This window comes from Amycolatopsis heterodermiae (assembly GCF_034929455.1).
GTDB lineage: Bacteria > Actinomycetota > Actinomycetes > Mycobacteriales > Pseudonocardiaceae > Amycolatopsis > Amycolatopsis heterodermiae.
In genome coordinates this window covers 142047-165607 of sequence record NZ_JAYFSI010000002.1, presented here as the reverse complement: position 1 = coordinate 165607, position 23561 = coordinate 142047, and the positions used below count along the sequence as shown (strand labels likewise).

Below are 23561 nucleotides of genomic sequence, written 5' to 3'. Positions count from 1 at the left end.
TCGTGCTGCCCGAAAGGAGTTCCATGAAGGTCGTCCTCATCACCGGTGCCAGCAGCGGCATCGGCCACGCCACCGCGGTGCGGCTGGCCGCCGAAGGCCACCACGTCGTGCTCGGCGCCCGGCGCAAGGACCGCCTGGACGCGCTCGCCGAGCAGATCCGGGCGGCGGGCGGCCGGGCCGAAGTGCACGCCTTGGACGTCACCGACCGCGACGACGTCGCCGCCTTCGCCGACGCGGCGGTGCGCGACCACGGCCGGATCGACGTGTTCGTCGCCAATGCCGGCGTGATGCCGTTGTCCCGCCTGGATTCCCGGCACGTCGACGAGTGGGACCGGATGCTCGACGTGAACGTCCGCGGCCTGCTCCACGGCATCGCCGCGACCCTGCCGCACTTCGAGCGCCAAGGTGGCGGCCACTTCGTGACGATCGCCTCCACCGGCGCGTACGAGGTGGTGCCGACGGCGGCGGTCTACTGCGCCACGAAGCACGCGGCCCGGGCGATCACCGAGGGCCTGCGCCTGGAGTCCGACCCGAGCCTGCGCGTCACGACGATCTCGCCGGGCGTCGTGGAGTCCGAGCTGGCGGACACGATCACCGAGCCGGGCGCGAAGGAGGCGATGGTCGCCTACCGCGCGCACGCGATGCCGCCGGACGCCATCGCCGCGGCGATCTCGTACGCGATCGGGCAGCCCGACGGCGTCGACGTCAACGAGCTCGTGGTCCGGCCGGCCGCCCAGCGCTAGGTCACGCCACCGGGACGAGGGCACCGCCGGTCCACGCGGCGGCGCGAGTGGACACAGTGGTCATGAAGCGCCCCCGGACGACGCGGACCTGAGCGCCGTCCTGGGGGAAGACGAGCACGAACTTCGACCCGTCGGTTCCGCGCAATACGGCCCGGTTTCTCAGGTTGCCGAGGAATTCGAGGATGTCGCGCTCGATCTCGCCGGCGAATTCGCGCTGCTCGTCCCGCGAGATGTCGTACAGGTCGGTGTCGATGTCGTAGGTGGCGCGCCGGCCGGTCGCCGGTTCCCACGCCTCGAACTGCATCCCGAGCCAGCGCCGCGGCTCGACGTCCACGACGGCCCGCCACGTCGATCCGCTCAGCCGCCACCGCGACAGGTCACCGATCTCGTCGGTCACCACGGTCCACGTCGTGGCCGCCGGGAGGGCGCGGAGGAAGGCGAGGAGCCGGTGGCCCGCTGCGGACGTCATGGTCGGCGGGACCCTACGCCGTCTCCTGCGCGCGCACCATCGAGAAACCGCCGTCGCCGTCGCGTTCCCAGGTGGTCAGCGAGGCATTGGGGACCGCCGTGGTGGCGGCCGCGCGCATGAGGTCGGGTTCCGGCACGCCCTCCAGGAGGTAGCGGAGGGCGAACACCGTCATCTCGTGCGCGCAGAACAGAATGCGCGCGCCCGGCCGTTCGGCGCTCAGCTCGGCGAGCAGCGGCCGCACCCGCAGCACGACGTCGGCCCAGGACTCGCCGCCCGGTAACCGGTAGTAGAACCGGCCGAGGCGCCGCTTGCGCCGGGCCTCCTCGGGAAAGCGCTCGCGGACGCCGCGCGTGGTCAGCAGGTCCAGGACGCCGAGCTCGCGGTCGCGCAACCGCTCGTCGGGCACGATCGCCACCCCGGCGGGCGCGGCCAGCCGGGCGGTGTCCCAGGAGCGGCGGTAGGTCGAGGTGACCACGACGTCCGGCGGCCGCCCGGCGAACAGCGCTCCCGCGGCCTCGGCCTGGTCCCGGCCCAGGGCGGTCAGCGGCACGTCGGCGTCGCGTTCGGCGAGGTCGATCACCTCGACGCCGGCCGTCTCCGCCGCCTCCCGGGCCACGTTGCCCGTGCTTTCGCCGTGCCGCAGCAACCCCACCCACTCCAGGTCGACCTTCACGCGCGGCTGGTACCCCGGGGAACCCGCCGCCGAAACCCGGGACGCCTAGGCCCGCCCGGGACGTCCGGCTAGGGTCGGTCCATGTCGCGGAGCCTCGACGGCCAGGACCGGCTGCAGCTGCTGGAGACGATCATCGGCGCCCCCTCCGGCCACCTCGGGCTGACCGCGGTGCTGGCCGAGACGCTGGACCGCGTCCGCGGGGTGCTGAACGTCGACACCGCGACCGTGCTCCGCTACCAGGAGGGCGGGGAGCAGCTCGTCGCGATCGCGGCCGCGGGCATCGAAGAAGAGGTCCACCAAGGGGTTCGCGTGCCGGTCGGCACCGGGTTCGCCGGCCGGGTCGCCCGCGACCGCGAGCCCGTGGTGCTCGACCACGTCGACGAGACCACCGTCGTGAACTCCCTGCTGTGGGAACGCGGCCTGCGCGCCATGCTCGGCGTGCCGATGGTCGCCGGTACCGACCTGGTCGGCGTGCTGCACGTCGGCTCGGTCCGGCCGCGGCGGTTCTCCGAGGCCGAGATCGGCACCCTGCAGCTGCTCGCCGACCGGCTCGCCATGGCGATCCAGGTCGAGGTGCTCGAGGAGAACCGCACCGCCACCATGGCGTTGCAGCGCAGCCTGCTGCCCGACCGGCTCCCCGACGTGGCCGGCCTCGCCTTCGCCGCCCGTTACGTGCCCGGCGCCGAAGCCGGGCTCGGCGGCGACTGGTACGACCTCTTCCCGCTCCCGGGCGACCGGGTCGGCATCGTGATGGGCGACGTCTCCGGGCACGGCCTCGAGGCGGCCGTGATCATGGGACGGCTGCGCAGCGCCCTGCGCGCCTACGCCCTCGACTGCGACGACCCGGCCGAGACGCTCGGGAAGCTCGACCGCAAGGCCAACCACTTCGAGCACGGCGCGATGGCCACCGTCGCCTACGGGATCATCGACCCGCGGCGGGAGGCACTGCGGCTGTCCCTGGCCGGGCACCTGCCGCCGGTGCTGGCGCCCCCGGGTGAGCCGGGCGGGCTGGTGACGGTGCCCGTGGACCCGCCGATCGGGCTGTCCATCGGCCGGCCCGCGCGGCGCACCACCGTGGTCGGGCTGCCGGTCGACGGGGTGCTCGCCTTCTACACCGACGGGCTCGTCGAACGCCGGGACCGGCCGGTGGACGACGGGATGACCGAGCTCGCGGACGCGGTCCGGGCCGGGGAACCCGAGCGCGTGTGCGCCCGGGTGATGGCCACGATGATCGGCTCCCGGCCGGCGCAGGACGACGTCGCGCTGCTCGTCGTCCACCGCCACGCCCGCTGAAGGGGCGGTCAGGACGCCGTCAGCGCCGCCTCCCGCGTCGGGAACAGCGAAAGGCTGTCCTCGAGACCGGTGAGCTGGATCGGCCGCAGGGTCGCCCGGCCGGTCGCGACGATCCGCACCGTGGTGCCCGGCCCGGCGTTGCGGTGGATCATCAGGAGCGCGGTCAGTCCCGGCGACGCCAGGAACTCGACGTTGCTCAGGTCGACGACGAGCAGTCTCGGAGCCGCGGCCAGTGCTTCGTCGGCGGCTTGGACCACGGCGGGCGCGGTGGTGGTGTCGACGTCCCCGGAGACGTCCAGGACGACCGCGCCGTCCTGCTCCGTTCGGGCGATCCTGAACGCCCCGAATGGCACAGCAGCCGGAGAGCCCGCAGTGTGGGTGTTCTCGGTCATGGTGTTCTCTCCCGCCCTCGGCGGCGCCACCGGAACCTCCGGCGGGCGCGCTTGATCACGAAGGCTGTCTGCTCAACCAGGACCAATCATGCCCGTAGCACCGCGCGCCCGCCGCGTCAGCACCCTCCGGGTTTGCGTCGCGCCCGCGAACAGGCAGGATGGTGACCATGGCCGAAACGGACGCGAGTGCCGCGGGCACCGTCGTCCTGGAGCAGCGCGACGGCGCGGCGGTGCTCCGGGTGAGCGGTGCCCTCGACCTCGCTCTCGCGCCGAAGCTGCGGCAGTTCGCCGACCGCGCTTCCCGGCAGCAACCGGCGGTGCTGGTCATCGACCTGACCGACGTCACCTTCTTGGCCTCGGCCGGGATGGCCGAGCTGGTGCGGGCGCACCGCGGCGACTCCGGTTCCGCCCCGCTGCGGGTGGTGGCGAACAGCCGGATCACGTTGCGCCCGCTGCAGCTGACGCGGCTGACCGACGAGCTCGCCGTCTTCCCGTCGCTGACCGACGCGCTGAGTCCCTGATGCCGCCCCCGCCCCCCTTCGACGCCGTACTCGACGCCGTGCGCCGGGCCTTCGTCGACGGGGCGGGCGAACCGGTCGGCACCGAGCTGAAGCCACTGGGCCCGGCCGAGGCCCGCGCCCTGCTCGGCGACGGCGTCACCGCGGCCGTGACCGAGCCCGCGGTCCTGGCGGGCCTGCTGCCGGGCCGGGCGGTCACCGCCGCGGTCGCGGTCACCGGCGGTCACGACGGCGGCACGCTGGTCTACACCGGGGCCGAGGTCGGCGGCCTGCCCGAGGCCGTCGCCGCCGCCGTCCAGGCCGCCACCGCCGACCTGGCGGACACCGTGCTGCGGCTGCAGGGTGACGCCGCGGTGATCGACGCGCTGCACTCGGTCGGCCGTCAGCTGACCGCCCAGCTGGACCTCGGCCGGATCGTGCAGGACGCGACCGACGCCGCGACGAAGGCGACCGGCGCGGCCTTCGGCGCGTTCTTCTACAACCTTGTCAACGATGTCGGCGAGTCCTACACGCTCTACACGCTGTCGGGCGTGCCGCGGGAGGCGTTCGAGCGGTTCCCGATGCCGCGCAACACCGCGGTGTTCGGCCCGACCTTCGACGGCACCGGCACCGTCCGCAGCCCCGACATCACGGCGGACCCGCGGTTCGGCAAGAACGCGCCCTACCGCGGGATGCCCGAGGGGCACCTGCCGGTCCGCAGCTACCTGGCGGTGTCGGCGGTCAGCCCGACCACCGGGGAGGTGCTGGGCGGCTTCTTCTTCGGCCACCCCGGAACCGGCCGGTTCACCGAACGGCACGAGTACCTCGCCGAGGGCATCGCCGGGTACACCGCCATCGCGCTGGACAACGCCCGCCTGTACGAGCGCGAACGCACCCTGGTCACCGAGCTGTCCCGCAGCATGCTGCCGGTCGCGCCGGACGTCCCGGGCGCCGACGTGCTCACCCGGTACCTGCCCGCGGCCACCGGGACGAAGGTCGGCGGCGACTGGTTCGACGTGCTCCGGCTCCCGTCCGGCGCGACCGCGTACGTGATCGGCGACGTCGTCGGCCACGGCGTCACCGCCGCGACCGTGATGGCCCAGGTCCGGACGGCGATCCGGTGCTACGCGCTGCTGGAGCTGGCGCCGTCGGAGGTGCTGCGGAACGTCTCGGAGCTGACCGGCGGGCTGTTCGGCGCGAGCTTCGTGACCTGCTTCTACGCCGTCCACGAAACGGACGGCACGCTGACCTACGCGAACGCCGGGCACCTGCCGGCGATCCTCGTCCGGCCCGGCGCCGAGGCGGAGCAGCTCGGCGAGGCGCTGGCGCAGCCGCTGGGCGTCGGCGCGGAGTTTCCCCAGCGCAGCACCACCTTCCCGCCGGGCGCCGACCTGGTGCTCTACACCGACGGCCTGGTCGAGAGCCGCACCCGCGACCTCACCCTGGGCATCGAGTGGCTGCTGGCGGGCATCCCCGGCCTGCTGGCCGCCACGGACCTCGACGCGGCGTGGGACGCCCTCGTCGAGGAGCTCACGCACGGGCGACACGACGACGACATCGCGCTGATCCACGTGCGTCACCGCGGAGAGGACGGCACATGACGGACCCCCTCCCCCCGGGCGCCCCGACGTCCCCGGCGCCGTTCCACCGGCGCACGGTCGCGCTCGCCGACCGGCTGCCGGAGCTGCGCGAGGCCCTGGCCGACTGGGTGCGCAAGCTCGGCCTGGACGCCGAACGCGCCGAGGACGTCGTCCTCGCCGGCTACGAAGCGATGGCCAACTCCGCCGAACACGCCTACCGCGACCGGGAAGCCGGGTACGTCGACGTGCGGGCCGAGTGGCTGGCGGGACGGCTGACCGTCACGGTCACCGACTACGGGACCTGGCAGGCCCCGGTGGCGACGAACGGCCTGCGGGGCCGCGGGCTCCTGCTCATCGACAGCCTCGCCGACCAGTGCGCCCAGGTCCACCGCGAGGACGGCACGACGATCACGATGAGCTGGTCCGAGGACCTCGCGCCGGCCTGACACCACGGCGGGTGGCAACCGGCGCGCCCGGCGGGCCCCGGGTAGGCTTTGCCTGGGCCCCGATCCGGGAGAGTGATGACCGTCGCCGAGGAATCCGCCCACCGTTCCGCTTTTCCCGGAACCAGCCGGATGGCGGCGCGGATGCGGGAGTTCGACTGGGCTTCGTCACCGCTGGGCGGTCCGGAGAACTGGCCGCCGAGCCTGACGACGGCGGTGCGGATCTGCCTGACGTCCCGCTTCCCGATGATCGTCTGGTGGGGACCCGATCTGCGGTTCCTCTACAACGACGCCTACCTGCCGCTGCTCGGCACCAAGCACCCGGCGCTCGACAAGCCGGGTGCGCGGGTCTGGTCCGAGATCTGGCACATCATCGGGCCGATGCTGGCCGGGGTGATGGAGACCGGTGAGGCGACCTGGTCGGAGGACATGCTGCTGCCGATCAACCGGCACGGCTACTGGGAAGAGACGTACTGGACGTACTCCTACAGCCCGCTGCACGACGACGACGGGGTCGTGCGGGCGGTGTTCACCGCGTGCACCGACACCACCGAGCGCGTGATCGGCGAGCGCCGCCTCGCCGCGCTGCGCGAGCTCGGCGCGCGGGCCGGGATCGCCCGCACCGTCACCGAAGCCTGCGAGCTGGTGGCCGACGTGCTGGGCCGCGCCGGGGCCGACGTCCCGTACGCCGCGATCCACGTCCGCCGCGCGGGCACCGACGAGCTCACCCTCGCCGCCGTCACCCCCGGCGGTTCCGGGGACGCGGAAGGCTGGCCGCTCGCCGAGGTGCTCGCCGACGGCGTCCCGCGGACCGTGTCCGGCCTGACCGCGAAGTTCGGCGAGCTGCTGTCGGGCGACTGGTCCGAACCACCCGCCGAAGCCGTGGTCCTGCCGCTGCCGGGGGACGCGGGCGGCCCGGCCACCGGGGTGATCGTGCTGGCCGCGAGCGCCGGGCACGCCGTCGACGAGTCCTACCGGACGTTCCTCGGGCTGGTCGCCCAGCAGACCACGGCGCTGGTCAACGGCGCCGTCGCCTACCAGGTCCAGCAGGAGCGCGCCGAGGACCTGGCCGCGCTGGACGTGGCGAAGACGACGTTCTTCTCCAACGTCAGCCACGAGTTCCGGACGCCGCTCACGCTGATCATGGGGCCCGCGGCCGAGCTGCGGGACCGGCTCGGCGACGCCGATCCGGCGGTGCGCGAGGAGATCGACGTCATCCACCGCAACGCCGTGCGGCTCGGGCGGCTGGTGAACAACCTGCTCGACTTCTCCCGGATCGAGGCGGGCCGGATGCAGGCCCGGTACGAGCCGGTCGACCTGCCGGAGTTCACCGCGGAGCTGGCGAGCGTGTTCCGCGCCGCCGTCGAGCGGGCCGGGCTGGCGTTCGAGGTCGGCGGCGAGTCCTGGGGCGAGCCGGTGCACGTCGATCGCGGGATGTGGGAGAAGGTCGTCCTCAACCTGCTGTCCAACGCGGTCAAGTACACCTTCGACGGCACGATCCGGGTGCACACCGGCCGCGAGGGCGGCCACGCCGTGGTGACCGTGTCGGACACCGGGATCGGCGTCGCCGCCGAGGAGATCTCCCGGCTGTTCGAGCGGTTCCACCGGATCCCGTCGGCGCGGGCGCGCTCGGACGAGGGCAGCGGGATCGGCCTGGCGCTGGTGCGCGAGCTGGTCGGCATGCACGGCGGCGACATCACGGCGGACAGCTCCCCCGGCGCCGGCACGGCGTTCCGGATCCGGCTGCCGCTGGGCACCCGCCACCTGCCCGCCGACCAGGTCGCCCCCGGGCCCGTGCGCACCGGGATCGCCGTCGAGACCGTGGAGCCGTTCGTCGCGGAAGCCCTGCGCTGGCTGCCCGGACCGGACGACGAGGCCGTCCCGGCCGCGCTCACCGGCGCGCGGGTGCTGGTCGCCGACGACAACGCCGACATGCGCGGGTACCTCACCCGGCTGCTGCGCGAGGAGTACGCCGTGACGTCCGTGCGCGACGGCTCCGAGGCGCTGGCCGCCGCGGCCGCCGACCCGCCGGACCTGATCGTCAGCGACGTGATGATGCCCCGGATGGACGGCCTGGAGCTGCTGGCGCACCTGCGCGGCGACCCGCGCACGGAGGCCGTACCCGTGCTCCTGCTCTCGGCGCGGGCCGGGCAGGAGGCCGCGGTCGACGGGCTGGCCGCCGGCGCCGACGACTACCTCGTGAAGCCGTTCTCGGCGCGGGAACTGCTCGCCAGGGTCCGCACCACGATCCAGCTCGCCCGGCTGCGCACGCAGCACACGCGGTGGCGCGCGGCGATGATCGACTCGCTGCAGGAGGGGTTCTTCGTCGGGGACGCCGACGGGCGGATCGTCGAGATCAACACCGCGTTCACCGAGCTGCTGGGCTACGGCGCGGACGGCCTGCCCTACACCCAGCCGTTCCCCTGGCTGCCCGTCGCGGACGTGGATCCCGTGGGACACCAGCAGGTTCTCGACGCCCTCGCGCGGACCAAGGCCGAGCCCACCGGCAGTTTCGTGCTGCCGATGCGGCACCGCGACGGCCACCGCGTGTGGACCGCGTCCACCTACAACATGCTGCACGACGACGAAGGCCGCCGCCGGCTCGTCGGCACGATCCGCGACGTGACCGCGGAGCGCTACGCCGTGCAGCGGGAAAGCGCGCTCGCGGCGATGAACCAGCGCCTCGCCGGGCTGAGCGGCGTCCCGGACGTGCTCGACGCGGCGGTGGCACTGCTGCGCGACCTGTGGCGGGCCGAGCGGGTGCTCGCCGTGACCTGGCCCCGTGCCGGCGAACCCGAGCTGGTCTCCACGGACCCCGCCGACCGGCGGTGGACCGGGCTCGCCGCGCCGGTGCGCGCAACGCTCGACCGGATCCGGTCGCTGCCCGCGTTGCACGCGGCGCCGGCGGGATCGGCCGTCGGCACCACCCTCGACCACCCCGGCGGGCAGCTGACGCTCTGGGTGGAGCCCGCGGCCGGGCGGCCGCTCGGCACCGAGGACCAGACGTTGCTGGCCCTGCTGGCCGGCACGCTCGCGCACGCCCTGCGCCGCGCCCACCGCGACGACCAGCAGCGCGAGGTCGCCCTCGCCCTGCAACGCTCGATCCTCGGCCCGGCCGGGCTCCCGGACGGGTTCGCGGTGCGCTACGAACCGGCGACGCCGCCGCTGGAGGTCGGCGGCGACTGGTACGACGTGATCACCCTCGACGACGACCGCATCGGCATCGTGGTCGGCGACTGCGTCGGCCGGGGCCTGGCCGCGGCGGCCGTGATGGGCCAGCTGCGCAGCGCCTGCCGGGCGCTGCTGCTCGAGGCCAGCAGCCCGTCGCACACCCTGACCGCGCTGGACCGCTTCGCCCTCCAGGTGCCGGACGCGCTGTGCACCACCGTCTTCTGCGGTGTCCTCGACCCGGCCACCGGCACCCTCACCTACAGCAGCGCCGGGCACCCGCCCGCGACCCTGATCCACCCGGACGGCACGGCCGAATCCCTCGACGCGGGCGGCAGCGTCCCGCTCGCGGTGCGGGTCCCCGGGCCCCGGCCGGAGGCCACGGCCGTCGTCCCCATCGGTTCGCTGCTGATGCTCTACACCGACGGGCTCGTCGAACGCCGCCGCGAGCCGCTCGACGACGGGATCGACCGCGCGAACGGGGTCGCCCACGACGCGCACGACGCCGAGCTCTCCGACCTGGCGAGCACCCTGATGAGCTCGCTGCGGCCGGCCGACGGCTACGAGGACGACGTCGCGCTGCTGCTCTACCGCCGGACCGTGCCGCCGCTGACCATGGAGTTCGAGGCGCACCCGGAGAGTCTCGCCTCGACCCGGCACTGGCTGCGGGCGTGGCTGGCCAGCGCCGGCCTCGGCGAGGACCTCGAGCAGGACGTGCTCGTCGCCGCGGGTGAGGCCTGCGCCAACGCCGTGGAGCACGCCTATTCGAGCGGGACCGGGCCGAACGCGCAGCTGTCCGTGCGGCTCACCGGCGCGCACCTGGTCGTCACGATCGCCGACCACGGCCGCTGGAAGCAGCCGCCGCCGGACAACCGGGTGCTGCGCGGGCGCGGCATGCCGATGATGGAGGCGCTGGCCGACGCGGTCACCGTCCGGCACGACACCGAGGGCACCACCGTCACCCTGGAATGGAGAATCGGTTCGTGACGACGGCACTCACGCTGGTCCCCGGCCCGGGCGACGAAGGAGACCGGATCCTGACCGTGACCGGTGAGATCGACATGAGCAACGCCGCGGAGTTCGGCTCCGCGCTGGATCGCGAGCTGGCGGCGGGGGCCGCCGTCACGGTGGACCTCACCGCCGTGACCTACCTCGACAGCGCGGGGGTCGCCGTGCTGTTCGACCGCGCGGACGCGCACGACCTCCGGCTGGTGGCGCCCCGCCTGCTCGGCCGCGTCCTGCAGGTGTCGGGCCTCACCCGGGTCGCGAAGGTCACGATCCGCTGAGCCCTCCGGGGTTGGAACGGAACCCGCCTGGGTACGCGAGGAGCAGCGGCGGCCGGAAGGGTGGGTTGCACCACCGGTGGTCGCGAGGTGGCTCCCCGGCAGTCAACCCACGGTGTTCAGCAGTGAGCCCCGGGCCGGTGCCACCGCCGTATCGGGCCCGGTGTTGCGGAGGACGCGACGGGCGCGGGTAGGGTTTCGGCCGGATCCGTTGAAGCAGCAGCGGTTCGACCCCTGACCCGCAGCCGCCCGGACGGAGACGAGCATGAGCGGTGCGCCGATCCCGGCCGAGGACCTCGACGAGCTGACCGCCGCGATGGCGGACCTCACCGGTGCCCTGGAGAGCGAACCCGCCGACGAGATCCTCGAAGTCGTCTGCGCGGAGGCGGTCCGCGCCATCCCCGGCGCCGACATGGCCAGCATCACCGCGATCCGCGACGGCGAGCCCGAGACCGCCGCCGCCACCGACGACCGCGCCGCCGAGATCGACCGCGTCCAGTACGCGGCGGGTGAAGGCCCGTGCCTGCAGGCGGCGTCGACCGGCGAGATCGTCCGGGTCCCGCTCGCCACGGCCGGGCGGGTGTGGCCCGAGTTCACCGAGTACGCCACGAGCATCGGGGTCGGCAGCTACCTGGCCGCGCCGCTGCGCGTCGACCAGCACCTCGGCGGCGCGCTGAACCTCTTCGGCCACGGCGACCACGGGTTCGCCGAAACCGACTCCCAGCTGCTGAGGCTCTACACCACGATCGTGACGTTCGGGCTGCGCACGACCCGCCGCTACCACCACGCCCGGCAGCGGGCCGTCGAGCTCGAGGCGGCGATGAGATCGCGGGCGGTGATCGAGCAGGCCAAGGGCATCCTGATGGCCGTGCACCGGATCACCGCCGACGAAGCGATGCAACGCCTCATCACCGAGTCCCAGCGCACCAACGTGAAGCTGCGGGACGTCGCGACCCGGTTCGTCGCCGAGCTGTCCGCCAGCGGATCGCCAGGCTAGTAAGTCCGCTTTGGTCGGTGGTCGGGTTGTCGTGAGTGGTTAGGGCGGTTCTAACCGCCCTAACCACTCACGACAACTGCGGCAGGGCGGGAAGCCGGGTAGTGAGGCCCTGGTCTCAGGCGCTGCGCCGGACCGGGAACGGCCACGTGAGCGTCATGACCGTGCCGTCGTCGGTCGAGCGCAGGTCGAGGCCGTCCACCAGGGCCTGGATCAGGCGCAGCCCGCGTCCGCGGCCGCCCTTCTCCTCCAGCGCCTGCCAGCTGCCCTCGTCGGCGATCGTGATGATCAGCACCTGGTCGTCGATCCGGGCCCGGACGTCGATCTGTCCCGGCCGGCCTCCGTAGGCGTGGTCCAGCACGTTCGCCATGGCCTCCCAGGACGCCAGCACGACGTCTTCGGCCTGCCTGCTCACCTCGTCGCCCGCCCTCCGGCGCAGCCACGACATGAGATGGCGGCGCAGACCCGGCAGCGTGCGTGGGGAAATGGTGCCGCGGTAGCGCCACCCGTCCGTTCCGTGCTCTTCCACATTCACCTCCTCGGGGGACTGTTGGATTGCTACCCACGTGCCGAGGTTCTCAATCAGCGGTTCACCGCGAGCGTGGTGCGTTCGGACCTGGTGCGCGGCGGGCGGGCGTGATCGGATGTCCTGATGACTCGGTCGACGTCGTCCGTGGTGCTGTGTGCGGTGCTGGCCGCCGCCACCCTCCTGCCCGCCCCGGTGGCCTCGGCCGCCGCCGACCCCGGGCCGGGCGCCGTCTCGCACTTCGGCCTGGCCCGCAAGGACTGCCTGGGCACGGCGCGGAACACCACCAGCAAGGCCTGGTTCACCGTGGCGAACGGCGTGCTTTCGGACGTCTACGCGCCGGTGATCGACAACACGAACGTCGAGACGCTGCAGTTCGCCGTCACCGACGGCCGCAGCTTCACCGACCTGCAGGCGCGCGACATGACCTACACGGTCCGGACCAGCGCGGGCGGGATGGCCTGCGAGGTGACGTCGACCCCGCGCAGCGGCAAGTACCGGCTGGTCACCGAGTACCTCGCCGACCCGGCGCGCACCGGCGTCCTGATCCGGACCCGCCTCGAGCCGCTGCGCGACTCCGGCCGCGACCTCAAGGTCTACGTGCGGTTCGACGCAAGCATCAACGGCAACGGCGGTGGTGGCCCCGCCAACGGCGGCGGCGACACGGCCACTGTGGACGCTTCGACGTCCGCGCTGGTCAGCGCGGACACGAACACCGTCTCCAGCGCGCCCGCCCGCGACTACGGCACCCCGCTGGCCGCCGCCCTGCGCGCCGACCACCGGTTCCTGAGCACGGCCAGCGGGTTCGCCGGCACCGCCGGTGACGGGCTGGCCCAGCTGGACCGCGACCACCGCCTCACGGACACGACGCCGGCGGCGGTGAACGGCAACGTCGTGCAGACCGCGCAGCTGGACCTGGCCCCGCGGCGCCCGGCCGTGCTCGCGCTGGGTTTCGGCGCCGACGCGCGCGCGGCCGTCGCGACGGCCGGGGCGAGCCTGCGCACGCCGTTCGACCAGAGCTACCGCGACTACGCGCGTGGCTGGCAGGACTACGACCGAGGCCTGAACCCCTTGCGCGGCAAGGATTCCGACGCGTACTACCAGTCGGCGAACGTACTGAAGGCCAGTGAGGACAAGACGTTCCCGGGCGCGGTGGTCGCGTCGCTCGGCAGCCCGTGGGGCCAGGCGGTGTCCGCGGGCGACGCGCCGGGCGGCAAGCCGGTCTACTTCGGCTCCTACCGCGAGATCTTCGCCCGCGACCTCTACGAAAGCTTCTCCGGCCTGCTGGCCGCCGGCGACCGCGACACGGCGCGGGCGAGCGTGCGGTGGCTGTTCTCGCGCCAGCAGCAGCCGGACGGCCGGTTCCCGCGCAACTCGCTGCTCAACGGCAAGAAAGCGCCCGACTCCGGCGGTGACCAGCTCGACGAAAGCGCGTACCCGATCCTCATGGCGCTGCAGGCCGGCCTGGACCGCGACCGGACGCTCTACACGAACCACATCCGCGCGGCCGCGGACTTCGTGGTGGCGCACGGGCCGTCGTTCGGCTCGGAACGCTGGGAAGAGCAGGGCGGCTACTCCCCTTCGACGATCGCCGCGGAGATCGCCGGCCTCGTCGCCGCGGGCGTCATCGCCGACCGCAACGGCGACCCGGCGCGCGCCCGCGTCTACCGGGCGACCGCCGACCAGTTCCAGCGCAGCATCAAGGGCTGGACGGTGACGTCCACCGGTCCCTACGGCGGCCGGTACTTCCTGCGCCTGACGAAGAACGGTGACCCGAACTCGGAGTACTTCTACAACCTGGGCAACGGCTCGGTCGACGCCGACCAGCGCGCCGTCGTCGACGCCGGGTTCCTCGAGCTGACCCGCCTCGGCGTGCTGCCGGCGAACGACCCGGACGTCACGGCGTCGCTGGCCGTCGTCGACCGCGTGATCAAGCGGGACACCCCGGCCGGGCCGGGCTGGTACCGCTACGGCACGTCGGCGCCGGGCAGCGAAGACGGCTACGGCGACTGCTACGAGCCCGACCCGACGAACTGCGCCCCGACCGGGACCCCGTGGCCGACGACCAACACCGGGTCCGGGCACCTCTGGCCGGTGCTCGCCGGTGAGCGCGGTGAGCAGGCCGTGCAGACCGGCGACCGGGCGGGCGCCGCGGCGCTGCTGCGCGCCATGCGGGCGCAGACCGGCGGGACCGGGCTGATCCCCGAGCAGATCTGGGAGAACCCGGCGGTGCCGGCCTCGCCGTACGGCACGGACCCGCGTACCGCGTCCATCGGGTTCACGCTGGGGCAGTCGGTCGGCTCGGTCGCGCCGCTGAGCTGGGCGCAGTCCCAGTCGGTCCGCCTGGCCCGGGCCGTCGCGGACGGCAAGCTGCCCGAGCAGCCCGCCGACGTCCGCGCCCGCTACGTCACCCACGCCCCGCCCGCGGCGCAGGCGGTCACCCTGGACGCGCCGGCGTCGGTGTCCACCGCGACGGCGGCGGTTTCGGGCACCGCGCCCGCGGGCAGCCAGGTCGACCTGGCCGTCTCGGCCACCGACGCCGGGACGACCACGGTCCTTTCGGTGCGGGCGTCCGCGGCGGGAACGTTCACCGCGACGGTGCCGACGCCACTGGGCGCGAACGTCGTCACCGCAACGGCGACCTCCGTTGCGGGCACGGGTTACGCGCAGCGGACGATCAGCTCGGACTTCGTCACCGGCACGGTCCTGCTCGACCGGACCGACCCGGACGGCGACGACAACGGCCCGAGCACGTACACCTACCCGACCGCGACCGACTTCCACGCCGGCGCGTTCGACCTGCAGCGGTTCCAGGTCATCGACTCGGGCACCACCCTGGTGTTCCGCGCCCAGGTCCGCGACCTGACCCCGACGTTCGGGTCCCCGCTGGGCGCCCAGCTCCTGACGATCTACGCGCACGACCCGGCCGCGACGGTCACCTCGACCGCGCCGCCGTTCCCGACCCGGGCGTACACGATCGCCCCGTCCGACGCGTGGAGCAGGCGCCTGGAAGTCCAGGGCTTCGCCGACCCGGCGCTGGTGGACGCTTCGGGCGCCTCGCTGGCCACGCCGTCGGTCCAGGCTTCCCAGGCGACGCGGTACATCACGGTGAGCGTCGCGAAGTCGGCGTTCGGGACCCCGGCCGCCGGCTGGACGTTCGCGGTGGTCCTCACCGGCCAGGACGGCAACTCCCCCGACCAGGCGAGGCCCTTCACCCCGACGGCGGGCCAGTACACGTTCGGCCTGTGCGCGGCGGGCGGAACGTCCCCGGTGTGCAGCGCGGACCCGGCCACGGCGCCGAAGGCGATGGACGTCCTGACCCCGGCGGGGGTGGACCAGGCGGCCGAGCTGGACCCGACCCGGGGGCCGGTCGCGGTGCGCGGGGTTCCGGTGGGGTGACGTTGGGGGTGACGTTCAAGATCACTCTGGGTTGCTTTTGTGCGGGCAACCCCACTTCGGAGCTAACCCGAACGGGTCGTGGGCATCTTTCCTAGTGAGCGCGGAGTTCGGTGAAGTACTCACCGGCCCGCCTGACAGGAAGGGGTCCAGCTCATGACCGTTCGTCCGAGCATCCGCCGCACCGTGACCGCCCTCGCCGTGACCGGCGCCGCCGCGTCCGCCGTCGTCGCCGGGGCGGGGGCCGCCTCCGCGATGCCGACCGACTTCAACTGCACGTCCGGCCAGGTCGACACAACCCTGGTCGCCGGCGACCCCGGCGCGGGCCAGCGCTACGCCTCGGTGGTCTTCACCGCGAAGCCGGGCGACTCGTGCACGCTCCCGGGTTCGCTCCCGGTGACCCTGACCGGCGCCGACGGCATCACCGTGACGACCGACCCGGCCGCCGCGGACGCCCCGCCGGTCACCGTGGCCGACGGCGCGCCCGCCTCGATGCTGCTGCACTGGACCGGCATCGAGGCCCCGGAGAACCAGGTATCGCCGGTAAGCGTGACGGTGACCGCCCCGGCAACAACCACCCCCCGCGGCGACACCTCCGACCCGGCGATCACCTTGCCCTGGACCCAGGGAGCGATGGACAACTCCACCGAGGCCCACACCCTGACCGTGGGCCCGGTCACCGCAGGTGCGCCTACTACGTGACGCTCGACTGGTCCACTGTGGATGGATTTGTCCACAGTGGACCAGCTTTTGTTGCACCCTCACAGCCGCTGAGCCGACCGGCGTACCCGCCCGGCCCACCGCGGACGAACTCATGGCCGCCGCCGAGCCAACCAGCCAGCTCGGCCGAGACGCACGACCGCTAGCCGCATCCCAGTCTACTGTGGACGAATTTCAGCCCACGACGGACCGGCGCCCAACACCCTCCAAGCGCACCCGGATGCCGCCGAACCAACCAGCTCGGCCAAGGCGCACAACTGCCAGCCGTACCTCAGTCCACCGTGGACAAACCTCAACCCGCAGCGAACCGGCGCCCTCCAGGCGCTCGCCAGCCAGCTCGGCCGAGGCCCACGACCGCCAGCCGTACCCCAGTCCACCGTGGATAAACCTCAACCCACAGCGGACCCGCGCTCCACATCCTCCAAGCGCTCCCGGATCTCGGTGAGTGCCACGAGCCCCGCGCGCAGGCCGGCCAGCTCGGTCCCGGTGATCAGTGTGGCCAGCTCGTCGTCCACCGACTTCACCGCCGCGCGGATCGCCGCCGCAGCCGCCCGGCCGCGTTCGGTTGCCGTGACGTCCGGCTCACGGGTCAGGTAACCGCGCGCGACCAGGGTGTCGACCAGCTGCGCAGCCGCCTGCTTGCCGACGCCCAGCTCGCGGACGAGCTGCCGGGCCGACCCGCCGTGGTTCACCAGGCCGCCGAGGACGTACGGGCCGTTGCGCGGCAGGTCGTCGAAGCCGCCCTCGGCCAGGCGGGCGCGGATCGCCGCGCCGTAGCTGCCGCGGGTCGCGCGCAGGAGGGCCGGGAGAACGACGTCAGAAGCCACGACCGCATCGTCCGCCCTGGTCAGAAGGCTGTCAACGCGCTAGCGAGGCAAGCCCGCGTTGAGCTGCTTCAAGACGTCGTGCGGGAACGGCAGTGGCACCTCGCTCACCTCGGTCAGGCGGTCCAGCTGGGCGGGCGTCAGGTCCAGGGCGAGCGCGCCCAGGCTCTCCGTCAGCTGCTCCGGTGACCTCGCGCCGATCAGCGGGGCGGGCATCGCGGGCCGGCGGGTCACCCAGTGCAGGGCCACCTGGGCCGGGGTCGCGCCCACCTCGGCGGCGATCTCGCGGACGGCGTCCAGGATCGCCCACCGGTTCTCCGGCACGTCGACTCCCGCCAGGCGGCCGGTGCCCGCGCCGTCGCGGGTGTACTTGCCCGAGAGGAAACCGCCGGCGATCGCGCCCCAGGGCTGGATCGCCGTGCCGAACTCCTGGGCCAGGGGCACGTACTCCGCCTCGATCGCGCGCTCGACCAGGGAGTACGCCAGCTGCAGGGCCGTCACGGGCGGGCCGCCCAGCATGGCCGCCTTCGTCGCGTACCAGGCCGGGACGTCGCTGAGCCCGACCGCGCGGACCTTGCCGGCGCGCACCAGCTCGTCGAACGCGCCCATCACCTCTTCGGCCGGGGTGCTGCCGTCCCAGATGTGCAGCCAGTAGAGATCCACGTGGTCGACACCGAGGCGGCGCAGCGACGCCTCCAGCGAGGCGACCATGTTCTTGCGCCCGTTGCTGCGGTGCCGGGGATCCGACACGGGACCGCCGTCGCGGAACTTGGGCCCGGAGTACTTGGTGGCGAGCACGACGTCGTCGCGCCCGGTGTCGCGCAGGAACTCGCCGACGAGCTCCTCGCTGCGGCCGTCGCCGTAGTTGTCGGCGGTGTCGACGAAGTTGCCGCCGCTCTCGACGTAGGTGCGGAAGATCTTGCGGGCGGTGCCGTCGTCGGCGCAGAAGGCGCCGGTGCCGAAGGTCATCGCGCCCAGGGCCAGCGGCGAGACGCGCAGCCCGGAGCGGCCCAGCGGCCGGTAGTCGTCCAGTTCGGTCATGCCTCCGAGCGTGCAACCCGGACCGCGGTCCGGGTCAACCCCGATCGGGTGAGGCACAACCGGGCAAGAACGAGGAGAAAAGCAGGCATACCCCCGACTATCAGTGGGTGAACGTCCGGTGTGCGCTAATCTGCCCGAATCCAGGTCGCCGCAGGTGGGCGGCTTCCCCGGAGGGCGAGGAGTCGAATTCGTGCAACCGAACCTGGGGCCAGGTGAAGACTTCCAGCTGCTGCTCGACCGGCAGGTCCGGGACATGCAGGCGAAGGCGGCCGCGCTGACCGAAGCGATTTCGGCCGCCGGTGCCACCGTCCGGTCCCGCGACGGCGCGGTCACCGTGACGCTCGCCCCCAACGGCGCCCTGACCAACCTCGAGCTCGGCTTCCGGGCCTGCGAGATGGGCCCGGCCCGGCTGACCGCGGCGATCATGAGCACGGTGCGGGACGCGCAGCGCCAGACCGCCCGCAGCGTCGCCGACTCCTTCGCCACCATCAACGGCGACAGCGAATCCACCGACATGGTCCGGTCCTTCCTGCCGCCGGACCCGCCGCCGGACGGGAACTTCGCCGCGCCGGAGAACGCCGAGCCCGAACGGACCCCGCCGCCCGCCGCGACCCCGCCGCCGGCACCGCCGCGGCCGCCGGGGCCGCCGCCGGCCGGGCCCGCCCCGCGTCGCCGTCCCCCGGTCGAAGACCACTCCGACGACGAATCGAACCCCTGGTGAGCGGCGGCGGCTTCCGGGTCGACTCCGAGCCGCTGGCGAAGTTCGGCCAGCACCTCGACGACCTGGAGAGCAACCTCAAGAGCACCGCGGACCTCGTCGGCGGCATGACCTGCGACCCCGGCATGTTCGGCATCAACCCGGCGTGCCAGCTGATGGCCGCGGGCGCGAGCACGTGGACCGACAAGGCGCACCACCAGTTCGGGGACTACGCGAAGACCATCGGCGAGTTCGCCGACAAGGTCGCGGAGGCGGCGAAGCGCTACAAGGCGGGCGAAGACGACGCCGTCGACTCGATCGTGAGGTTCGAATAGTGGCCGACGACTACAAGAGCAAGGACGTCAGCCTCCACGGCGGCGAGCTCTTCAACAGCGACAACGCCTCCGCCGGCGCCGGGTTCTTCGAGGCGGCCGTCGGCCTGGACAAGGCCGTCAAGGACAACGACAAGGTCGCGATCGGCATCGGCTCGGCGGGCATGGCGCTGGAGACCATCGGTCTCGTGCTGGACCCGATCGGCAGCCTGCTGACCGCCGGGATCGGCTGGCTCATCGAGCACATCACGATCCTGCGGTGGCCGCTGGACATCCTGATGGGCGACCCGATTGGCATCGCGGCGGCCAGCGAGGCGCTCACAGCGGAGAAGAAGAAGCTGGAGCAGTGGTCGCAGGACCACCAGACGGCCCTCGACACGCTGCTGAAGGACTGGTCCGGCAAGGCGGCCGACGCGTTCAAGAAGGACATGGACGCGGTCACCGAGCAGCTGAGCTCGCTCGGCTGGTACCTGGACCAGGCCGGCAAGAACATGAAGATCGCCGGCGGCATCGTCGGCGCGTTCCGCGGCATCTTCCGCGACCTGATCGCGATGCTGCTGGCGACGATCATCAAGGGCGCCCTGATCGCGGCGGCGCTGGCCCCGGTGACGTTCGGCGCGTCGATCGCGATCTTCGTCGGCACGACGATCGGCACGGTGGCCACGGCGCTGGGCAAGATCGGCACGAAGCTCATCGAGCTGGCCAAGAAGCTGGGCGACCTGGTGGCGTCGCTGGCGAAGATGGGCAAGGCGGGCGACGAGCTGGCCGGGGCGAAGCCCCCGGCCAGCAGCCTGACGCCGACCCCCACCCCGAAGCCGCCCGCGACCCCGTTGCCGAAGCCGGACGCGACGCCGGCCCCGAAGCCGGGCGACAGCACCGCGACACCCCCGCCGGCCACGCCGAAGCCCGACCCCGCGCCGCCGAAGCCGGACCCGAAGCCCGACACCACACCGTCCTCGGCCACTCCGGACCCGGCGCCGGCCCCGCCGAAGCCGGAACCCGCGCCGCCCAAGCCGGACACCACCCCCTCCTCGGCGACCCCGGACCCGGCACCCACACCGCCGCCGGCGGCACCGAAGCCCGACCCGGCACCGCCGACCCCGAAGCCGGACACCACACCGTCTTCGGCGACCCCGGACCCGACGCCGGCACCGCCCAAGCCCGAGCCCACACCGCCGAAGCCGGACCCGGCACCGTCGTCCTCGTCGGCGACCCCGGACCCGGCACCGGCACCGCCGAAACCCGAACCAGCACCGCCCAAGCCGAACCCGGCACCGTCCTCGTCCTCGGCCACGCCCGACCCAGCGCCGACCCCGCCGAAGCCGGACACCACGCCGTCCTCGGCGACCCCGGACCCGACTCCGACCCCGCCCAAGCCGGAGCCCACACCGCCGAAGCCAGATCCGGCACCGTCCTCCTCGTCGGCCACCCCCGACCCGGCACCAACCCCTGCGCCGCCCAAGCCGGACACCACGCCGTCCTCTTCGTCGACCACCCCGGACCCGGCACCGCCGAAGCCCGACCCTGCGCCGCCCAAGCCCGACCCGGCGCCGTCGTCGGCCACGCCCGATCCGGCCGCCACCCCGGCGCCGACGCCGCACAAGCCGTTCACCGACCAGATGACCAACGTCATCCGGGACAAACTGTCCAAGATGGACGGTGTGACGCCGGAGATCATGCAGAAGTTCGACAAGATCAGCAACTTCTCCGTGCACGAGCTGGGCAAGGTCTTCGGCAAGGAGGGCGCCGAGAAGTTCGAGTCGGCGATCAAGGTCATGACCGACCCGTGGTTCGGCAAGTCCGGCCTGGCCGGCAAGACCGTCGTCGACCTGATCAAGGGCGTGCCGGCCAGCATCGGCAACGTCACCGGCGGCGGGGACGACAACTAGCCTCACCCGGCGGGGCGCCGAAGAGCGCCCCGCCGGTCACGGGCCGGCCAGGATCACCGCGCGCGAGGCCAGGTGCAGCGCCAGCCGTTCGTCCGGGCGGGACAGGTCCACGCCCAGCAGCTGCTCGATCCGCGCGATCCGGGCCGCCACCGTGTTGCGGTGCACGCCGAGGACCGTCGCCGTCTCCGCGATCGACGACTCGGCGTCCAAATAGGACGCGAGCGTCCGCACCAGGTCCCCCGGCGCGTCCTTCAACGGCGCGACCAGCGCCCGGGCCGCGGGTTCGAACGTGTCCGTGCGGGTCCACTCGAGCAGCAGCTGGGCCATGCCGAGCTGGTCGACGTGCAGGAAGTGCCCGGTCTCCGGGCGGGTCGCGGCCAGCCGTGACGCGTCGCTCGCTTCGGCGACCGTCGCGGCCAGGCCGTCCGGACGCGGGTGCGGCCGCCCCACCCCCATGTGCGCCCCGAGCCGCAGCGCCCGGTGCGCCGCCTGCAGCCGGCTCGCCAGCGACCGCACCCGCTCGGCGGTCGGCTCCTGGTCGAACGTGACCCAGCCGGTCCAGCCGTCGCCGTGCTCGACCACCACCGCCTCGACGTCCTCGGCCCCCAGCGCCCGCACCACCTCCTGGGTGCGGGCCACGGTGTCGACCGCCGCGGAGACGCCGATGTGCAGCCCGACGTGCCAGCCGCCGAGCCGCCAGCCCGCGTCGGCGACGCGGCGGCGCAGGTCGGCGCCCGGCTCGGAGTCGAGGCGCAGCAGGTCGCCGAGCAACGCCGTGCGCGAGCGCGCGTCGCGTTCCAGCTCGAGGCGATTGGCGAGCAGCCAGCGTTGCAGCACCCCGGCCGCCACGGCCAGCGCGGGCGGCACGACGTCGGCGCGCGCGGCCTCGGTTCCCCGCAGCTCGGCGGTCAGCCACAGCGCGGGCCGCTGCAGCAGGACGGGGTGCGCGAGCAGCACCCCGCCGTCGAGGTCGATCCGCTGCGGCACCGGCTCGCCGAGCCGGACGCTCCCGGTTTCGGCGAGGTCACCGGCCAGGGGCGCGCCGCGGTCGTCGAGCACCGCGACCGGGGAGCGCAGCAGCCGCCGCAGCACCGCGACGACGTCCTCGGGCGGGCGCGGCCGGTCGCCGAGGGCGCGGTGCGTGGCCAGCAGGAGGTCCGCCCGGGCCAGTTCCGGCGCCGCGAGCAGCAGCCGTGCCTCGACGACGAGGTCCAGCGGCGACGCGCCGGTGGTCAGCAGCGGCACGGCCAGCCGGTCGGCGAGCAGCCGCGACGCGGCGAGCGGCTCGGTGCCCGGCAGCAGCACCCCGGTGGCCCCGGCGTCGGCGCACCGGCGCAGCAGGGCGTCGATCTGCCAGTCGATGCCGGCGACCGGCCGGACGACGACGACCAGCTCGTCCGGCACCGGGTCGTGGGAAGCGTCCAAAGTGGCCTGAACCGTCGCGAGTGGACGGTCAAGGCCCGCGGCGCCGGCGAGCAGGCGGACGTGCTCGGCCCAGGACGGTGACGCGAGGACCTGCCGCAGGCTCATCGGACACCCACCGGGTCGCAGTCGATCCCGTACGCGCGGGGCTGCAGCACCGGCAGCCGCCGCGGGTCGGTCCAGAACGGCGCGGCCGCCAGGCGCACGACGTCGACCTCCAGGCCGACGCGGATCGCGTCGCACTGCACCGGCACCCCGGTGCGGTGGTCCAGCACCGACAGGACGTCCGGGGTGGACGCGACCGGGACGCCGTCGCGCAGGGCCAGGAGGTACTCGTTCTCCATCTCCAGCCGCAGCAGGTCGCCGCCGTCGTGGTCGGCGAGCGTGACGCTGCCCCGGCCGAACCCCGGGCTGCCGTGGGGGCCGGGGCCGACGTGCCGCGCGACCTCGAGGACCCGCCGCGGGCCAGCACCGCACCGTCCAACGCGGCTTCGAGGGCCGGCCGCGCCGGGCTCTCCCCCACGGCGAGCACGCGGCGGCCGAGGGCCAGCGCGGCGCTGGTGGTCCCCGGGATCGAGCACGCCACCAGCTCACCGGCCGGGATCGGCGCGAGCGCGAGCGCCGCCCAGCCACCGGAACTGGCGACGAACGCCCGGGCGCTGCGCTCGACCATCACGTCCGAACCGGCCGCCAGCAGCATGACGTGCCCGCCCTGTTCGGCCAGCGCGGCGGGGGCGACGCCGCGGCCGGCCGCGGCGACCGCCAGCTGGTCGAGCCGGGGCAGGCCACGGCCGGACAGGTCGGCGTCCACGTAGGACAGTCCCAGCTGCCCGGCCACCACCAGCGGCATGAGCCCGTTGAGGCCGCCGATCTCGATGGACATCACCGCGTCGGCGCGCTCGCCGGTCCAGCGTTCCACCGCCGCCACGGCGGCGGCGAACTCGTCACCGCTCGGCAGCTTCTCGGTGAACGCGGCCGTCGCGCCGACCACGCCGACCGGCACCACCCAGGCCGCCGGCGGCAGCTCACCGAGGGACCGCACGAGCGGCTCGGGACCCCGCTCCAGCTGCCGGCGCAGCAGGACGGCGCTGGTGGCGGTGTCGCCGCCACCACCGGAGCCGAGCAGGGCGGCGCCGCGTTCGAGGGCGGGCACGTCACCGGCCGTGATGCGCATGGACG

At 73.7% G+C, this 23561-nt stretch carries 21 protein-coding genes and 1 pseudogene; 13 read left to right on the top strand and 9 right to left on the bottom strand.

The annotated features are described in order from the left end of the window. Positions 1-23: 23 nt before the first annotated feature. A complete protein-coding gene (locus tag VA596_RS11535) occupies positions 24-743 on the top strand; it encodes an SDR family oxidoreductase (protein ID WP_323326065.1) in 720 nt (239 codons plus the stop codon). Between the two features lies 1 nt (position 744). On the opposite strand, the gene VA596_RS11530 is transcribed toward VA596_RS11535, so the two are convergent. Beyond that, the gene (locus tag VA596_RS11530; RefSeq protein ID WP_323326063.1) at positions 745-1212 is read right to left on the bottom strand and encodes a hypothetical protein; all 468 of its coding nucleotides are present in this window, start codon (positions 1210-1212) and stop codon (positions 745-747) included. A 13-nt stretch (positions 1213-1225) separates the two neighbouring features. Continuing rightward, on the bottom strand, positions 1226-1885 hold the full coding sequence (locus tag VA596_RS11525) for a histidine phosphatase family protein (protein ID WP_323326061.1): 660 nt from the start codon (positions 1883-1885) through the stop codon (positions 1226-1228). An 81-nt stretch (positions 1886-1966) separates the two neighbouring features. Here VA596_RS11525 and VA596_RS11520 point away from each other — a divergent pair, with 81 nt between their 5' ends. Continuing rightward, the gene (locus VA596_RS11520; protein ID WP_323326059.1) at positions 1967-3178 is read left to right on the top strand and encodes a PP2C family protein-serine/threonine phosphatase; all 1212 of its coding nucleotides are present in this window, start codon (positions 1967-1969) and stop codon (positions 3176-3178) included. An 8-nt stretch (positions 3179-3186) separates the two neighbouring features. Here the strand turns inward: VA596_RS11520 and VA596_RS11515 are convergent, their stop codons facing one another. Then, entirely contained in the window at positions 3187-3570 is a 384-nt protein-coding gene (locus tag VA596_RS11515; protein ID WP_323326057.1) for an STAS domain-containing protein, read from the bottom strand. Between the two features lie 167 nt (positions 3571-3737). On the opposite strand from VA596_RS11515, the gene VA596_RS11510 reads away from it, so the two are divergent. The 6 genes from VA596_RS11510 (at position 3738) to VA596_RS11485 (ending at position 11538) form a co-directional block, all read left to right on the top strand. Then, positions 3738-4091 carry an STAS domain-containing protein gene (locus VA596_RS11510; protein ID WP_323326056.1) on the top strand — a complete coding sequence of 118 codons (354 nt, stop codon included), beginning with the start codon at positions 3738-3740 and terminating at the stop codon, positions 4089-4091. Then, positions 4091-5668, top strand: coding sequence for a PP2C family protein-serine/threonine phosphatase (locus tag VA596_RS11505; RefSeq protein WP_323326054.1), 1578 nt, complete (start codon positions 4091-4093; stop codon positions 5666-5668). The genes VA596_RS11510 and VA596_RS11505 overlap by 1 nt, the downstream gene beginning before the upstream one ends. After that, a complete protein-coding gene (locus tag VA596_RS11500; protein ID WP_323326052.1) occupies positions 5665-6093 on the top strand; it encodes an ATP-binding protein in 429 nt (142 codons plus the stop codon). The genes VA596_RS11505 and VA596_RS11500 overlap by 4 nt, the downstream gene beginning before the upstream one ends. Before the next feature lie 75 nt (positions 6094-6168). After that, positions 6169-10245, top strand: coding sequence for a SpoIIE family protein phosphatase (locus VA596_RS11495; protein ID WP_323326050.1), 4077 nt, complete (start codon positions 6169-6171; stop codon positions 10243-10245). After that, on the top strand, positions 10242-10544 hold the full coding sequence (locus VA596_RS11490; protein ID WP_323326048.1) for an STAS domain-containing protein: 303 nt from the start codon (positions 10242-10244) through the stop codon (positions 10542-10544). The genes VA596_RS11495 and VA596_RS11490 overlap by 4 nt, the downstream gene beginning before the upstream one ends. Positions 10545-10806: 262 nt before the next feature. After that, positions 10807-11538, top strand: a complete 732-nt coding sequence (locus tag VA596_RS11485; protein ID WP_323326046.1) for a GAF and ANTAR domain-containing protein — start codon at positions 10807-10809, stop codon at positions 11536-11538. Positions 11539-11653: 115 nt separating this feature from the next. Here VA596_RS11485 and VA596_RS11480 read toward each other — a convergent pair whose 3' ends face one another. Then, a complete protein-coding gene (locus VA596_RS11480; protein WP_323326044.1) occupies positions 11654-12064 on the bottom strand; it encodes an ATP-binding protein in 411 nt (136 codons plus the stop codon). A 123-nt stretch (positions 12065-12187) separates the two neighbouring features. Between VA596_RS11480 and VA596_RS11475 the strand changes: the two genes are divergently transcribed. Both VA596_RS11475 and VA596_RS11470 read left to right on the top strand, forming a co-directional pair. Then, on the top strand, positions 12188-15460 hold the full coding sequence (locus tag VA596_RS11475; RefSeq protein ID WP_323326042.1) for a glucodextranase DOMON-like domain-containing protein: 3273 nt from the start codon (positions 12188-12190) through the stop codon (positions 15458-15460). 153 nt (positions 15461-15613) lie between these two features. Beyond that, the gene (locus VA596_RS11470; protein ID WP_323326040.1) at positions 15614-16159 is read left to right on the top strand and encodes a DUF4232 domain-containing protein; all 546 of its coding nucleotides are present in this window, start codon (positions 15614-15616) and stop codon (positions 16157-16159) included. A gap of 407 nt (positions 16160-16566) precedes the next feature. On the opposite strand, the gene VA596_RS11465 is transcribed toward VA596_RS11470, so the two are convergent. Together VA596_RS11465 and VA596_RS11460 are read right to left on the bottom strand one after the other, a co-directional pair. Next, positions 16567-17004 (bottom strand): MarR family transcriptional regulator, encoded by a 438-nt coding sequence (locus tag VA596_RS11465; protein ID WP_323326038.1) that lies wholly within the window; start codon positions 17002-17004, stop codon positions 16567-16569. A 39-nt stretch (positions 17005-17043) separates the two neighbouring features. Continuing rightward, positions 17044-18042 (bottom strand): aldo/keto reductase, encoded by a 999-nt coding sequence (locus VA596_RS11460; protein ID WP_323326036.1) that lies wholly within the window; start codon positions 18040-18042, stop codon positions 17044-17046. A gap of 190 nt (positions 18043-18232) precedes the next feature. Here VA596_RS11460 and VA596_RS11455 point away from each other — a divergent pair, with 190 nt between their 5' ends. Genes VA596_RS11455 through VA596_RS11445 form a run of 3 tightly spaced genes read left to right on the top strand, consistent with a single transcriptional unit; the run spans position 18233 to position 20960 of the window. Next, a complete protein-coding gene (locus VA596_RS11455) occupies positions 18233-18763 on the top strand; it encodes a YbaB/EbfC family nucleoid-associated protein (protein WP_323326034.1) in 531 nt (176 codons plus the stop codon). Next, positions 18760-19074, top strand: coding sequence for a hypothetical protein (locus VA596_RS11450; RefSeq protein ID WP_323326032.1), 315 nt, complete (start codon positions 18760-18762; stop codon positions 19072-19074). Before VA596_RS11455 ends, VA596_RS11450 begins: the two co-directional genes overlap by 4 nt. Beyond that, the gene (locus VA596_RS11445) at positions 19074-20960 is read left to right on the top strand and encodes a WXG100 family type VII secretion target (RefSeq protein WP_323326030.1); all 1887 of its coding nucleotides are present in this window, start codon (positions 19074-19076) and stop codon (positions 20958-20960) included. The genes VA596_RS11450 and VA596_RS11445 overlap by 1 nt, the downstream gene beginning before the upstream one ends. Positions 20961-20996: 36 nt before the next feature. Here VA596_RS11445 and VA596_RS11440 read toward each other — a convergent pair whose 3' ends face one another. From VA596_RS11440 to VA596_RS11430, 3 genes and pseudogenes are all read right to left on the bottom strand, one after another. Then, positions 20997-22490 carry a helix-turn-helix domain-containing protein gene (locus VA596_RS11440; RefSeq protein ID WP_323326028.1) on the bottom strand — a complete coding sequence of 498 codons (1494 nt, stop codon included), beginning with the start codon at positions 22488-22490 and terminating at the stop codon, positions 20997-20999. Further along, positions 22487-22963 carry an S-methyl thiohydantoin desulfurase domain-containing protein gene (locus VA596_RS11435; RefSeq protein ID WP_323327724.1) on the bottom strand — a complete coding sequence of 159 codons (477 nt, stop codon included), beginning with the start codon at positions 22961-22963 and terminating at the stop codon, positions 22487-22489. Before VA596_RS11435 ends, VA596_RS11440 begins: the two co-directional genes overlap by 4 nt. Beyond that, positions 22900-23556 (bottom strand): annotated as a pseudogene (locus VA596_RS11430) (S-methyl thiohydantoin desulfurase domain-containing protein); the annotation flags it as partial. The pseudogene VA596_RS11430 and the gene VA596_RS11435, both read right to left, overlap by 64 nt. Positions 23557-23561 lie beyond the last annotated feature (5 nt).